Origin of the sequence: Ureibacillus sp. FSL K6-0165, assembly GCF_038004285.1 — a bacterium.
Classification (GTDB): domain Bacteria; phylum Bacillota; class Bacilli; order Bacillales_A; family Planococcaceae; genus Ureibacillus; species Ureibacillus thermosphaericus.
In genome coordinates, this window is the sequence record NZ_JBBOQS010000001.1 from 962217 (window position 1) to 977973 (window position 15757).

At 36.3% G+C, this 15757-nt stretch carries 11 protein-coding genes and 1 riboswitch; of the genes, 9 read left to right on the forward strand and 2 right to left on the reverse strand.

Annotation, left to right across the window (positions count from 1 at the left end):
- The first annotated feature begins 26 nt into the window (after positions 1–26).
- On the forward strand, positions 27–356 hold the full coding sequence (locus NST00_RS04805; protein WP_016838936.1) for an ArsR/SmtB family transcription factor: 330 nt from the start codon (positions 27–29) through the stop codon (positions 354–356).
- A 49-nt stretch (positions 357–405) separates the two neighbouring features.
- Positions 406–1365, forward strand: a complete 960-nt coding sequence (locus NST00_RS04810) for a cation diffusion facilitator family transporter (protein ID WP_096549770.1) — start codon at positions 406–408, stop codon at positions 1363–1365.
- A 33-nt stretch (positions 1366–1398) separates the two neighbouring features.
- On the opposite strand, the gene NST00_RS04815 is transcribed toward NST00_RS04810, so the two are convergent.
- Complete coding sequence (locus NST00_RS04815; protein WP_339287760.1) at positions 1399–3234, reverse strand: DNA ligase D; 1836 nt, start codon at positions 3232–3234, stop codon at positions 1399–1401.
- 97 nt (positions 3235–3331) lie between these two features.
- On the opposite strand from NST00_RS04815, the gene ku reads away from it, so the two are divergent.
- The gene (gene ku / locus NST00_RS04820; protein WP_096549768.1) at positions 3332–4156 is read left to right on the forward strand and encodes a non-homologous end joining protein Ku; all 825 of its coding nucleotides are present in this window, start codon (positions 3332–3334) and stop codon (positions 4154–4156) included.
- Positions 4157–4339: 183 nt separating this feature from the next.
- Positions 4340–5500, forward strand: a complete 1161-nt coding sequence (locus tag NST00_RS04825; protein WP_016838940.1) for an endonuclease Q family protein — start codon at positions 4340–4342, stop codon at positions 5498–5500.
- A 181-nt stretch (positions 5501–5681) separates the two neighbouring features.
- Here NST00_RS04825 and NST00_RS04830 read toward each other — a convergent pair whose 3' ends face one another.
- A complete protein-coding gene (locus NST00_RS04830) occupies positions 5682–6428 on the reverse strand; it encodes an alpha/beta hydrolase (protein WP_016838941.1) in 747 nt (248 codons plus the stop codon).
- Positions 6429–6621: 193 nt separating this feature from the next.
- Between NST00_RS04830 and NST00_RS04835 the strand changes: the two genes are divergently transcribed.
- The 5 genes from NST00_RS04835 to metH all read left to right on the forward strand — a co-directional run bounded on the left by NST00_RS04835 (position 6622) and on the right by metH (position 15693).
- Positions 6622–7503: a LysR family transcriptional regulator gene (locus NST00_RS04835; RefSeq protein ID WP_016838942.1), complete on the forward strand. Its 882-nt coding sequence runs from the start codon at positions 6622–6624 to the stop codon at positions 7501–7503.
- A 19-nt stretch (positions 7504–7522) separates the two neighbouring features.
- Complete coding sequence (locus tag NST00_RS04840) at positions 7523–8401, forward strand: tetratricopeptide repeat protein (protein WP_016838943.1); 879 nt, start codon at positions 7523–7525, stop codon at positions 8399–8401.
- Positions 8402–8744: 343 nt separating this feature from the next.
- Positions 8745–10145 (forward strand): protoporphyrinogen oxidase, encoded by a 1401-nt coding sequence (hemG, locus tag NST00_RS04845; RefSeq protein WP_016838944.1) that lies wholly within the window; start codon positions 8745–8747, stop codon positions 10143–10145.
- 69 nt (positions 10146–10214) lie between these two features.
- Positions 10215–10319, forward strand: a riboswitch (SAM riboswitch).
- Between the two features lie 102 nt (positions 10320–10421).
- A complete protein-coding gene (locus NST00_RS04850; RefSeq protein WP_340709684.1) occupies positions 10422–12269 on the forward strand; it encodes a bifunctional homocysteine S-methyltransferase/methylenetetrahydrofolate reductase in 1848 nt (615 codons plus the stop codon).
- A complete protein-coding gene (metH, locus tag NST00_RS04855; RefSeq protein ID WP_340709685.1) occupies positions 12262–15693 on the forward strand; it encodes a methionine synthase in 3432 nt (1143 codons plus the stop codon). Before NST00_RS04850 ends, metH begins: the two co-directional genes overlap by 8 nt.
- The last annotated feature ends 64 nt before the right edge of the window (positions 15694–15757 follow it).

A 15757-nucleotide genomic window follows, 5' to 3' on the forward strand; every position in this document is an offset into this window, starting at 1 on the left:
AAGAAATTATTTGGGGTGTGTTAAACATGGAAAACGAATTCATTCATCAAGAAGAAAATTCCGAACATAATGATTTAGATGATGAAACATTATTTTTAGTTTCTCAAACGTTTAAAGCGTTAAGCGACCCAACTCGAATACGAATCTTATATTTACTTTCACACAATGAGTATTCGGTTAATGAGATTGCAAAAAAATTAAATTTAAGTCAACCTACCGTTTCTCATCAGTTACGATTTTTAAAAAACTTAAGGCTTGTCAAATATCGCAGAGAAGGTACAACACTTTACTATTCTCACGATGATGACCACGTGATGCATATGTTACATCAAACAATAGAGCATTCTAAACATTAAGAACATTTATTTTTATATGAATATATACTAATATAAAGGGGGTTTACTGATGGGGCATGGCCATAATCATGCACACCATGATCATACTCATGGTGCTAACAAAAAAACATTAACTATTGCATTTTTCATTATTGCCACATATATGATTGTAGAAGCGATCGGTGGCTTATTAACAAACAGTCTTGCACTTCTTTCGGATGCTGGACATATGTTGAGTGACGCAGTATCGCTAGGAGTTGGTGTGCTTGCCTTCAAGTTTGGTGAAAAGATTGCAGATTATTCAAGAACTTATGGATATCGACGTTTTGAAATATTAGCGGCGGTTTTTAATGGTGTTACATTAATTCTTATTTCAATTTTTATTGTTATTGAAGCAATTGAACGTTTCATTTCCCCTCCGGAAATTGCATCTGTTGGTATGCTTGGAATTGCAATTGTCGGGTTGGCAGTGAATGTGCTTGTGGCTTGGATATTAATGCGCGGTGGCGATACTCACGATAATTTAAATATGAGAGCTGCTTTTCTTCATGTTATTGGAGATATGTTAGGTTCAGTTGCAGCAATTGTAGCAGCACTATCCATCATGTTCCTTGGCTGGGGATGGATGGATCCAGTGGCAAGTATTATTGTGGCAATAATTATTTTAAATAGCGGCTATCGAGTAACGAAAGATGCCATTCATGTTTTAATGGAAGGTGTACCAAGCAACGTCAATATAGATGAAATTATTTCATTATTTAGCAATACGCCTGGTATTATCGGTATCCATGATTTACATGTATGGAGTATTACAAGTGGACAAAACGCACTATCCTGTCATGCAGTGGTAGATGAACATTTAACGTTAAAAGAAACTCAGAAGATATTAAGAAAAATTGAGCATGAACTGCTGCATTTAGGAATTGCACATATGACCGTACAAATAGAAGATGCTGATCATGTACATGAAGATTCTGTATTATGTAAAATTCAAGGTAATCAACACCATCATCACCATCATCATCATTAATATGGACCTCCATCAATTTTGATGGAGGATTTTTTATTTTAATATATTTTTTAATTCTTCAATGACTTCTTTAAAATTCTGTTTTTCTCCAGCCTCAAAATAATTGTTAAATGGGTTGCCTAACGTATTCAGTCGTTCAACCACTTTTGGAATCGTAAAGTTATTTGGATGCAATCCTTCTTTCACCTCTTCCCAGTAAAGAGGTGTTGCGACACAGCCTAATTCATTTCCACGGGGAGAATATGGTGCAATAATTGTTTTTCCTTCTGCATGTTGCACATAATCTAAATACAACTTATTTCCTCTTTTCTTTTTTAACCGCTCTAATGTAAAAATATTCGGCTCCTGATTTACTAAAAATTTACAAATGAATTCAGTAAAGATGCGGGTTTCATCATAGGTGAATTGATTTTTTGGCAACGGTATATAGAGTTGCAAACCTTTTCCGCCAGACGTTTTGACAAATGATTGCAGCTGAAATCGATCAAAAATTGCTTTCATTCTTAGAGCTGCTTCAATGGCATATGGAAATTCGCTGACGGAAGGTGGATCTAAGTCAAACACGATTTCTGTTGGATAGGTTGTGTTAATCGTTTGGAAAGGAATATGAAATTCCAATACTAATTGATTGCCTAGCCATAATAATGTGGGTATGTCGTTGCAAACAATATAATCAATAGAATCGATCCGCATAGTTTGAACGAAATCAGGTGCGTAGTCTGGTACATTTTTTTGATAAAAGTTTTCGCCAGGAACGCCATGTGGATAACGAATCGCCGTTAGAGCTCGGTTTTGTAAAAAGGGAAGCAAATAGGGAGCAATCATGTCTAAATAAAGAATATAATCATCTTTCAATAAATTAAGTTTCGGCCAGACTGGTTTTTCAGGATGAGTAACTTGTACATGTTCGGGTATGGGATGAAGTTGTTTTAAAAATGTTTTCCAATTACATTCTTCTGGTAGTAAATCGAAACGAAAAGAATGGAAACGAGGTTCTCTTAATGTTTTTCCATCAAAATCGATACATGCAATGTCAACGCAAATGGAAGGAGGTAAAGTCCAAATTGAACTGGAGATTTTTTCTCCTTTCGTCTCAAAAAACGATCCCAATGTGTTAAATTCTTCATCGGACAAACCATGTTTAAAAGTTGTTACTTCTATTAATTGATGCTCTTTAAAAATTGCACCTGTAAAATAGCCGTTTGCTTTGTTGAAGGAATGGACAACAACGGATACAAGTCGCCAGTTTTTTATTTTTAACCAGTCCGTTGAACGCTTTCCACTAATCCATAGGCTTGTTTTTCGTTTTGCAACCATTCCTTCACCATTATGCTCTTTAATGATTTTCCAAAGAACATCCCTCTGTTGGAAGCTTTCAATACATTGTATTTGTCCACGGCAGAAAAATTGTATATTTTTTGGGAGGTTCGCCTTTGAAAAAAGCTGACTTAAATGTTCTTTTCTTTTGGATAGAGGAAAGAAATGCATTTCTTTTCCTTTGAATTGCAGTAAATCAAAAGCGATATATTGGCAAGGAAATTTTTGGCTAGCTTGTTGAATTTTTTGTTTTGTTTTTGTTTTTCCCCGGGATTGAACGATAGAAAAATTACTTCGAAAATTGTTTTCTAAGTATACAATTTCCCCATCTAAAGTTAGTGGAAGAAAAGATTTAACGAACGAAAAATACCGCTTACAAAATTCAATTAATTCAGGGAAAAGTGGTGTTAATTCGTTGCCATTTCTGCTGATAATGGTAGGAATTTCATTTTCCCATACCAAGATCGCTCGATAACCATCATATTTAGCTTCATAAATCCACTCGTCACCTACAGGTAACTCCTCTACTGAAGTTAATAACATTGGCTTCATGACGAAAACCTCTTTTTTCATTATTGTTGAACAGAGGTTAAAGGTTATACATAGTTATTTTTCATTTAAGCATAATAAGAAAAAAGTAGGTGACGCTATGCATACGATATGGAAAGGTAGCATCAGTTTTGGGTTAGTGAATATACCTGTTAAACTCCACGCAGCTACAGAAAATAAAGATGTAAAACTTAGACAGCTTCACAAAGAATGTCATAGTCCCATTAATTATAAAAAGGTATGTCCCGTTTGCGACAGAGAAGTGAAAAGTGAAGAGATTGTCAAAGCTTATGAATACGCAAAGAATAAATTTGTCGTGTTGGATGAGGAAGATTTGGAAGAATTGAGGAAAGAAAATGAAGAAAAGGCTGTAGAAATTATAGAATTTGTCAAGCTAGAAGAAATCGATCCAATTTATTTTGAAAAAAGCTATTTTTTATCACCTGATACAGGTGGATTGAAAGCATATGCTTTGCTACGTCAAGCGTTGAAAGAATCAGGAAAAATCGGAGTTGCTAAAATTACTATACGTTCAAAAGAACAATTAGCAGTTGTTCGGGTATATGAAGATACATTGTTAATGGAAACAATTTATTTTCCAGATGAAGTTAGAAATGCTAAAGATGTTCCGAATATCCCGAGTGATGAAAAGGTTGTACAAAAAGAATTAGAAACTGCATTGATGTTAATTGATCAACTGACGGTAAAATTTGAACCAGAGAAATATCATGATGAGTATCGTACAGCACTTCTCGAACTGATTGAGCAGAAAAAAGCGGGAGAAACCGTAACAGCTGCGGAGAAAAATCCAGCCATTCCACCTGATATGACCGATTTGATGAGTGCTCTAGAAGCATCATTAAATAAAACGAAAAAGAAACCTGCCACAAGAAAGAAAAAAACAAAAGAGAAAAAAGAAGCATAATGTTGCACTATTTAATTTTTTGATTGATGTGTGAAACACTTCATTAGAATAAAAAATTTGATAAATACATTTTGAGTAAAGGGACATTCCAAAGATTAACTCCTTTGTAATGTCCTTTTTTATACGAAAAATTTACGAAAAAAATATGCTAAAATAAAATTTAAGTTACAAGGACGTGAAAAGATGAAGAATTACTATGTTGATTTACATATACATATCGGAAGAACTGAGAGTGGACGAGCAGTAAAAATAACAGGGAGTAAAAATTTAACGCTAAAAAATATATTACAAACCGCCTCAAGTCAAAAAGGACTTGACATCGTTGGGATAATCGATTGCCATTCACCTGAAGTCATAAAGGAAATCGAACAACTGGTAGAAGAACAAAGAATTGAGCTTCTTCCGGAAGGGGGATTGCGATTTGATAAGACGACACTCATTCCAGGCTCGGAAATCGAGATTTTTGATGAACACTGTAAGGGGCCGATTCATGTTCTCTCCTTCTTTCCAACTCTTGAGTACATGAAGAAATTTTCCGAATGGATGCGTCCTCTTTTGAAAAATATTCATTTAAGTTCACAACGCATCTATTGTGATGGGAGGACTTTACAACAAAAAGTACAAGAATTAGAGGGGCTATTTATTCCAGCCCATGTGTTTACACCTTTTAAAAGCCTTTATGGAAAGGGAGTAGAAAAAAGCTTATCGGAAGTGTTTGATCCTGAACGAATTGATGCCATTGAACTTGGATTGAGCTCTGATACATATATGGTGCAAGGAATTAGTGAACTTGAAAAATATCCTTTCGTCACAAACTCAGATGCTCATTCTTTAGGGAAACTGGCAAGAGAATATCAAAAAGTTCAACTGGAGGATGCAAATTTTAAAGAGCTTGTTTACGCTTTACAAGAAAAAGGCGGCCGAAAGATTTTAGCGAATTATGGATTAAATCCTCTATTAGGAAAGTATCACTCCACTGTTTGTCAAGAATGTGGTGAACATGTTGAATCGGAAGAATCATGTTCAGCATGCGGAAGCAGCCATTTGGTAAAGGGCGTTTCTAAAAGAATAAACGAATTGAAGGATCATAAACCCCCTACTCGTCATCGACCACCATATATCCATCAAGTTCCGTTAGATTTTATCCCGGGAGTTGGAGCAAAGACGATTCGTCGATTGATTGAAGCTTTCGGTACGGAAATGGCTATTTTACATGAAGTGTCGGTAGAACAATTGGAGCAAGTGGTTCCAAAGAAAATTGCTAATCTAATTGATTTAGCAAGAAGAGGAAAATTAAATATTGAGGTTGGCGGAGGCGGTGTGTATGGGAAAGTAATTGAGTAAAAAACATGCTTAACTTATTTAAGCTTCTCCTATATATAAATTAAAAACAAGCTACGAAGTTAGACGGGGATCTATTTCGTAGCTTGCCAAAGGGATGTATGTCTCAAGGACATATATTTTATAGCAAATTGGGGAATTTGCTAGGGGATACATTATTTATTATGTTGAGAAGATTCAAATATTATTCTTCCCATTTTAAACTTTCAAAGAAGCGATATACTTCTTCAAATACAAGGTCACGTTCTTTATCTACAGTTAAAATGTGACCTGAATTAATAAAGCTTTTAACAGATTTAATGCGCGATTTTACAGAGTTATAAATGTAATCTGCGCTTTGGCAGTAGTATTCATCATCATTTAACCCACGTAAAATATGAACAGGTTTGTCTATTTGATTTAATTTTGCGCTTGTATCATTAATAATGCCTTGCAAGTATTCTAGCTTCGGCATTCGATATGTTTTCGCTAAGTTTTCTGGTTTATCTACATCTTCATTATATGTGCCAGTTAATTTTTTGTAATTAATTGTGTAGCTAATAATACGTTGTTGTAAGCTGTCAACACTTTTAGATAACGCTGGTGCTGACATTGTTACGATTGCTTTAATTGGTCGTTCTTCACCTAGGCGTAGTGAGAAAATGCCGCCTAAAGAAACACCAGCAACCGCAATTTCTTTATACCCTCTTCTGCGAAGTTCATCGTAACCTTCAACAGCGCTATTCCACCATTCGATCGGGTCTGTGTTAATAAGGGTTAAAGGGTCACTTCCATGCCCTTTATATAAAGGAGCATGAACCGTATAATTGCGATCTGCTAAATAACGACCTAAACGCTTCACATCATTAGTGTTGCCTGTAAAACCATGTAGTAATAAGACAGCGCGTTTTCCCGTCTCAATAGTAAATGGTTTTGGCGAAACGATTTTCATTATGAAGTACTCCTTTTATAAATAATGTTACAATAAAATGAAAAAAAATGAAAATATCTTGTTTTTTAAAATGAATTTTGTTATGCAAATCAATCTTGTAAACTTATTATAGATACAGCCTTACATAAATACAATTTATTATTTTTATCAAAACCATTCTAAATGGTTATCAATTAACAAAAGGGGTATGTAAATGGAAATACAACAATTGGAATATTTCAAAGTTGTTGCTGAAATAGAACATATGACTCACGCTGCTGAATTGTTAAACATTTCTCAGCCGGCATTAAGTAAGTCGATTTCAAATATCGAACAAGAAATTGGAGTACCTCTTTTTGATAGGCAAGGCCGTTCCATTGTATTGAATCGCTATGGAAAACTTTTTTTGGAAAGAGTGAATACGATTTTAGAAGAATATAATCGAGCGAAACAGGAAATCAATGGATTGATTATGCCAGGATATGGAGAGGTATCATTAGGATTTATCCACACTTTAGGGATGGAGATTGTGCCTGAATTGATGGCTCATGTTCACGAAAAATATCCGAATATCAAGTTTACTTTAACTCAAGCTTCTTCATTGAATTTATTAGAATTGTTGGAAGAAGGGGATATCGATTTATGTTTATCCCAACGTATTGAATCAAAAATAGTTGATATTGAATGGATTGAATTATGGAAGGAAGAATTGTTTGTTATCGTTCCAGAAAATCATCGGTTTGCAAATAAAGAATTTATCAATTTGTCTGAAATAAAAGATGAACCTTTTGTATCTATAAAAAAAGGGAATGCATTACGTCATATTGTAGACCAATTATTAAAAGATGTGGGAATTGCTAAAACGAATATTACATTTGAAGGAGAAGATCCACATACAGTAGCAGGATTTGTTAGTGCTGGCCATGGTATTTCGATTATTCCAGACATTAAAGGATTGAATGAGTATAATGTAAGAAAAATATCGGTTAAAGAACCCATTTGTGAGCGGAAAATCGGTGTATCATGGGTTAAAGGCCGTTATATGTCTCCTGCTGCAACGAAATTTAAAAATTATTTAGTCGAATATTTTAAATGAAGATAAGGTGTCGATGGTGATGGAATTAGAGATGCAGGAAAGATTTGAAGAGCGTTTACAACAATTGCGTCATTTGCTTACAGAAGAACAAATGCTAGAAGCGAAAAATATATACCAACTTGCCCATGAAAAGAACGTAGAAGCGATGGTTGAATTAGCGGATATATACAGGATCATGGAGGAATATTCTCTTTCTGTTTACTGGTTGCAAAAAGCGAGTAAAGCGGGAAATAGTGAAGCACAATATCAGTTGGCTAATTGCTATTACGAAGGACTTGGCGTTGAAGAAGATATTGAAATGGCTTTTTCATTATATAAAAAGGCAGCAAAAAACGGAAATCCTGATGCAGCTAATAACTTAGCAGACATGTATTTAAACGGTGAAGTAGGAAATGTAAATTATAAGGAAGCTTTAAAATGGTTTGAAGTGGCTGCAAAACAGAATGTTGTAGAAGCAATGTTTACATTAGGAATTATGTATGAGCAAGGAATTGGGGTAAATAGAGATGACGAAAAAGCATTTCAATATTATTTGAAGGCAGCTGAAGGCGGGGATCTCGATGCCCAATATCGAATGGGTTCCATCTATTTTGAGGGTCTATTGGGCAGGGAGAGGAATGTCCCTCTTGCTATTGAGTGGTTTGAAAAAGCAGCGGAATACCATCACATTGATTCAATTTATAATTTAGGGTTTCTATATGAGAATGGAATCGGTGTTGAAAGAAACGGAAAGAAAGCACTTTATTATTATAAGAGAGCTTCGTTGCTAGGAGATTATCAAGCAAAGTTAAATATCGCATATATTTACGAAAATGGGATTGATGTTGAAGTAGATAAAAAAGCGGCAGCCCGCTGGCGAGAACTGGCAAAACAACAAAAGCAAAATGAGTATAATTAATAATAAGCACACTAAAAAGTATTGCATTACTACATTCCATATTCCGTAATGTAGTGGGGATGACAGAACATTACATGCTATGAAGAGATTGTGATTCTAAAGTTGGATTATGAAAAACTAGTTGAATATAGTGAAACAGTCCTTTGTAGTATAGTGGAAAGGGCTGTTTTTTATTGTTTAATAAATTGAATAAATTATCAAAATTCCTTTTGAAATAAATTCAACAGTCAAAAGCATATTTGTTGTTTACTATATTGAAATTTACTAAAGCCGACACAGAAAGAGTTATAAAAAAAGTTTATACTAAAAGTACGGTAAAATGATCTTATAGGAGTTGTAACGAATGAAAACGGTAACGGTTATCGGTGGAGGAATTACAGGACTTTGCACGATGTATTATTTACAAAAACAATTAAAGGAAAACGAAATTCCTGCCCGTTTAGTACTTGTGGAAAAAAATCCGTACCTTGGCGGAAAAATGCACACAGCGCGTGAAAAAGGATTCATCATGGAAACGGGAGCAGATTCCATTGTAGCACGATATCCAAGCGTAATTGAACTTGTAAAGGAACTAGATTTTGAATCGGAAGTCGTATATAACGAAACAGGAATTTCTTATATTCACACCAATAATGAATTACATGCGATTCCAAAGGACTCTGTATTTGGCATTCCTATGACTCTCGAATCCCTAAAGGCGAGCACATTAATTTCAGAAGAAGGGAAACAACGAGTGTTAAAAGATGAGGAAATACCGAATACGAAATTTACGAAGGAAAGTTCCATCGGAGATTTCTTAGAATACTTTTTAGGAAAAGAAATCGTGGAGAAACAAATAGCTCCTGTATTAGCTGGTGTTTATTCAGGGGACATTTATAAATTGTCCATTGCCTCTACGCTTCCATACTTAGTTGATTACAAAAATGAATATGGAAGTATAATGAAAGGTTTGCAAGCAAATCGGGAAAAGTTTGAACGGGAAGCGAATAAAAAATTCCTTTCTTTTAAAAATGGACTATCTCAACTAATTGATCGAATGGAAGAACTGCTTGTGGATGTAGAAATATATAAAGATACTGAAACAGTTCTTGTTGAGAAGAAAGAACAACGTTATGAAATTTCCTTCGCTAACGGAGAAAAATTGGAATCGGATGTTGTTGTGTTAGCATTGCCCAACCAAGTCGTGAAGCAAGTTTTAAATAATGATGAATTAAATCCTTATTTCAACAAATTTAAAAATGCATCAGCCATTACGATGTATGTAGGCTTCGATCTACCAGATTCTATTTTGCCTAAGGATGGCACTGGATTTATCGTTTCCTATAACAGCGACTTATTATGTAATGCCTCTACTTGGACAAGCCGTAAATGGAAGCATACTTCAACAGAAGGAAATCTACTTGTTCGACTGTTTTATAAAGAAAGTAATCCTCGCTACCAAGAATTAGTGAAAATGAGTGATGAAGAGTTAACAAAGGTTGCTTTGAACGATATTCAACTCAGTTTGAATATAGAAGCACAACCTACCATTGTGAATATTACAAAATGGATCGATGCCATGCCAACTTATGATTTAGCTCATCATGAAGCTTTGCAAGAAATAATTACAAAATTAGATAACCTCTATCCGAATCTTTACATTGCTGGTTGCTCTTATTTCGGCGTAGGAATTGGTGCATGCATTGATAACGGGAAAGAAACAGCAAAACAAATTATAAACAACTTTTTAAATAATTCCGACTGATTAACTTGACAAAATGAAGTATTGATTTTATGATGTAAGTTATTATATTGATATTTTAAAATCGAATATGACTTATCAAGAGAAGTGGAGGGAACTGGCCCGGTGAAGCTTCAGCAACCACTAAAAATTTTTAGTAAGGTGCTAAATCCAGCGGCAATTGCCGAAAGATAAGGTGACTTCTAAAGGAAATGACAAGCCTTCTTTCGCAAGAAGGCTTTTTCTATTAGATGAATTGACAGAAAATTTATGAAGTAAAGAAAAGTGAGGGAATTTCGGATGGGGCTACTAGATGCGTTAAAACATAAAGTGTTAGTTGCAGATGGTGCTATGGGAACGCTGTTATATTCATATGGACTTGAAAATTGTCACGAAGAAATGAATATTGAAAAACCGGAAATCATTAAAAAAATTCATAAGGAATACATACAAGCTGGCGCAGATGTTATTCAAACGAATACATATGGCGCTAATCGAATCAAGCTCACTCGTTATGGTTTGGAGTCAAAAGTAGTGGAAATTAACGAAGGTGCGATAGGTGTTGCCAAACAAGCAGCCAAGAACAGTGAAGTGTTTATTTTAGGTTCGATTGGTGGTATCCGTGGTGTTCGCAAAGTAGATTATACATTAGATGAAATTCTCGCAGCAGTTCGTGAACAAGCAGAAGTGCTAATTGCGGGGCAGTTAGATGGTTTGTTGTTAGAAACTTATTATGATTTTGAAGAGCTATGCGAGACGTTAAAAATGTTACGAGCCATGACGGATATGCCCATCATTGCTCAAGTTTCAATGCAAGAGCCGGGCGTATTAATGAATGGCATGAAATTGAATGAAGCATTAAAGCAGTTAGAAAAATTAGGTGCAGATATTGTAGGGGTGAACTGTCGACTTGGTCCATACCACACAATACAGGCTTTTGAACAGGTAGAAATTCCTGAACGAGCGTATTTATCTGTTTATCCGAACGCTTCTTTATTAGATATTGAAGAGGGGCGTGTCGTTTACGAATCAGAAGTAGATTATTTTGCAAGGGCAGCGGTTGAATTATGCAATGAAGGAGTAAGGCTCATTGGAGGATGTTGCGGTACAACACCGAAACATATTGAAGCGATGAAAAAGAAGCTTGCTCATTTTCAGCCGGTTGAAAAGAAAGAGGCAAAACCTCAGAGGGAAATAATCATTCGCGAGGCTGAACCGCATAGTTTTGAACCTCTCCACGAAAAAGCAAAAAGAGCACGTTCTGTCATTGTAGAATTGGATACGCCGAAGCATCTTGAAATTGAACAGTTTGTTGAAGGAGCAAAAGCTCTTTACAATGCAGGGGCAGATCTTATCATGATGGCAGACAATTCACTAGCATCTCCAAGGGTTAGCAACTTGGCAATGGGGGCCATTTTAAAACTGCAATATGGCATACGCACAATGCCACATATTACTTGCCGAGATCGAAACTTAATTGGGCTGCAATCCCATTTAATGGGGCTCAATGCTCTTGGCCTTCATGATGTGTTGGCTGTAACTGGTGATCCAACAAAGGTAGGGGATTTTCCGGGTGCAACAAGTGTTTATGACGTTTCATCGATGGAATTGATATCATTAATTAAACAGTTAAATGAAGGGATTTCTTTTTCTGGCAAAGCACTAAGAAAAAAAGCGAATTTCTCAGTAGCAGCGGCTTTCAATCCTAACGTGAGAGTGTTAGATCGTGCTGTCAGCCGTCTAGAGAAAAAAATTGAACATGGTGCGGATTATTTCATTACGCAACCAGTCTATTCGAAGGAAAAAATTGTGGAAATTCATGAGGCGACAAAACATTTAGATACACCAATTTATATAGGAATTATGCCGCTTACTAGCTTTAAAAATGCGGAATTTTTGCATCATGAAGTACCGGGAATTAAATTATCTGATGATGTGTTAGAAAGAATGCAACAAGTAAGCGGAAATAAAGAACAAGAAACAAAAGTAGGACTAGAAATTGCAAAAGAATTGTTAGATACAGCAACGAAATACTTCAACGGCATTTATTTAATTACGCCGTTTATGCGATATGAAATCACTTTACAACTATTGCAATATATTCAACAACTTGACGAGCAAAATAAAGGAGTTAAAGCAAATGGTTAACCATCCAATAGAGGAACAATTGCAAAAAAGAATATTGATTATCGATGGTGCAATGGGAACAATGCTCCAGCAGGAAAATTTAACACCGGAAGATTTTGGTGGGGAAGAATTTGATGGATGTAATGAACACCTTGTATTAACTAGACCTGATGTCATTTCTAAAATCCATCGAGCGTACTTAGAAGCTGGAGCAGATATTATTTCTACAAATACATTTGGAGGAACCCCACTCGTATTAAATGAATATGGATTAGGTTATAAAGCAGAAGAAATTAATAAGAGGGCTGTAGAACTTGCAAAAGCAGAAGCTGAAAAATATTCAACAAGCGACTGGCCTCGCTTCGTTGCAGGATCCATAGGTCCAACGACGAAAACATTGTCTGTAACGGGCGGTATTACATTTGATGAGCTATCTGAAAACTTCTATATCCAAGCGAAAGCACTAATTGAAGGCGGCGCAGATTTATTGTTACTTGAGACAAGCCAAGATATGTTAAACGTGAAAGCGGCAACCCTTGGTTTGAAGCGGGCATTTAAAGAAACTGGAAAAGAGCTTCCGATTATGGTTTCTGCGACGATTGAGCCAATGGGAACAACACTTGCTGGGCAATCTATAGAAGCTTTCTATATTTCTATTGAACACATCAAGCCAATTTCAATTGGGCTTAACTGTGCGACAGGGCCAGAATTTATGACGGATCATATTCGCTCGCTTTCCGAATTATCTACAAGCTATATAAGCTGTTATCCGAACGCTGGATTACCAGATGAAGAGGGACATTATCATGAAACGCCCGAATCTTTATCGAAGAAATTGCAAGGATTTGCTGAAAAAGGTTGGTTAAACATTGTCGGTGGATGCTGCGGTACAACTCCTGCCCACATAAAGGCAATCCGTGAAGCAGTAGAAGGCTATAAACCTCGAAAGAAGAAGGAAAAATCCCTTGGACATGCAGTATCAGGTATTGAACCGCTGCTTTATGATGATTCAATGCGTCCGTTATTTATTGGTGAAAGAACAAACGTTATTGGATCTCGTAAATTTAAGCAGTTAATTATTGATGGAAAATACGAGGAAGCGGCTGAAATTGCTCGAGCCCAAGTGAAAAACGGGGCGCATGTGATTGATATCTGTTTAGCGAACCCTGACCGAGATGAGCTAGAAGATATGCGCCGATTTATGCAAGAAGTGGTAAAGAAAGTGAAAGTACCTTTAGTCATAGACTCAACTGACGAGCGAGTGATAGAGGAAGCATTGAAATATTCTCAAGGAAAAGCAATCATCAACTCCATCAACTTAGAAGATGGAGAAGAACGTTTTGATAAAGTGCTGCCAATCGTGAAGAGATATGGTGCCTCAGTTGTTGTAGGCACAATTGATGAAGAGGGAATGGCCGTCACTCGCGAGAGAAAATTGGCGATAGCAGAGCGCTCTTATAAAATTTTAACGGAAAAATGGGGCATTGCGCCGGAAGATATTATTTTTGACCCATTAGTTTTCCCCGTAGGTACTGGGGATGAGCAATACATTGGCGCTGCAGAAGAAACAATCGAAGGAATTCGACTCATAAAGGAAAAATATCCGAGAGCTTTAACGGTTCTTGGGATTAGCAACGTTTCCTTTGGTCTCCCACCGGTTGGCAGGGAAGTATTAAACGCAGTATTTTTATATCACTGCACGCAAGCTGGCTTAGATTATGCCATTGTTAATACAGAAAAATTGGAGCGTTATGCCTCTCTACCGGAAGAAGAAATACAATTAGCTAATGATTTAATCTTCAATACAAACGATGAAACATTGGCGAAGTTTACGGCATTTTATCGTGATAAAAAGAAAGAGGAAAAAACTGTTGAACTACCTGCTACGGTGGAAGAACGTCTTGCTTATTACATCGTGGAAGGTACAAAAGAGGGTTTAATTGAAGATTTAGAAGAAGCAAGAAAAATCTTTGATACACCATTAGATATCATAAATGGACCGTTGATGGACGGAATGGCTGAAGTAGGCCGATTATTTAATGATAACCAATTAATCGTGGCGGAAGTATTACAAAGCGCTGGCGTCATGAAAGCTGCGGTTGCACACCTTGAACAATATATGGAGAAAGTGGAAGACAGTTCTGGAAAAGGAAAAGTGATTTTGGCAACGGTAAAAGGTGACGTCCATGATATTGGAAAAAATTTAGTGGATATTATATTAAGCAATAATGGGTATCAAGTGATTGATTTGGGTATTAAAGTGGCGCCTGCCGAATTAATTGAAGCCATTCGTAAAGCAAAGCCAGATATAGTTGGCTTGTCAGGATTGTTGGTGAAGTCTGCACAACAAATGGTATTAACCGCTCAAGACTTTAAAGCAGCAGGAATCAATATCCCGATTCTCGTAGGTGGTGCAGCTTTAACGAAACGTTTTACTGAAACAAAAATTGCTGCAGAATATGATGGACCAGTTATTTATGCTAAGGATGCAATGCAAGGATTAGAGCATGCCAATCGTTTAATGGATCCGAATGAACGTGAAGTATTATTAAAAGAAATTAGGGAGTCCCGTGAAAGACGATTAGAAGCAGATGCAAAACGGGCAAATCAATCAGTAAAAGAAGTCTCAAAAAGGAAAGCTCGCACTGTAGAGGATGCACCGGTTTTCGTTCCAAGAGATTTGAAAGTACACATTAAGAAAAATTACTCTGTTCAACATTTACTGCCTTATATCAATATGCGTACATTGCTAGGCCACCATTTAGGTTTGAAAGGCAATGTGGAAAAACTGTTGGCAGAGAAAGACGAGCGGGCGATAGAATTATATGATTTAGTACTAGATATTTTAAATTCTGGAGTTTTAAAACCTTCAGGGATGTATCAATTCTTCCCTGCTCAAAGTGACGGTGACGATGTAGTTATTTATAGTCCGATAGATAGTAAAACTGAAATTGAGCGATTCCATTTCCCACGCCAACAAGTGGAACCTTATCTTTGTTTAGCTGATTTCTTAAAATCTGTAGATAGTGGTGAAATGGATTATGTAGCGTTAATGGTAGTGACTGCAGGACATGGAGCGAAAGAGAAAGCAGATCAACTAAAAGAAGAAGGCAAATTTTTAGAAAGCCATGCCCTCCTTTCAACTGCATTAGAACTTGCAGAAGGATTTGCTGAACGCCTTCACCAAGAAATTCGTGATGGTTGGGGATTCCCAGATCCAACTGACTTTACAATGAAGGAACGTTTCGCTGCAAAATATCAAGGGCAGCGTTTCTCCTTTGGTTACCCAGCTTGTCCGAATTTAGAAGACCAGGAAAAGCTCTTTAAATTATTGAAACCTGAAGAAATTGGTGTGCACTTAACAGAAGGATATATGATGGAACCCGAGGCAAGTGTATCAGCAATCGTCTTTGCACACCCAAACGCGAGATATTTTAATGTTTAAAAAAGCATCCCCGTAGTTAGGGGATGTTTTTTTGGGGTCAAATACCTCTACAAAATTTTGTTGA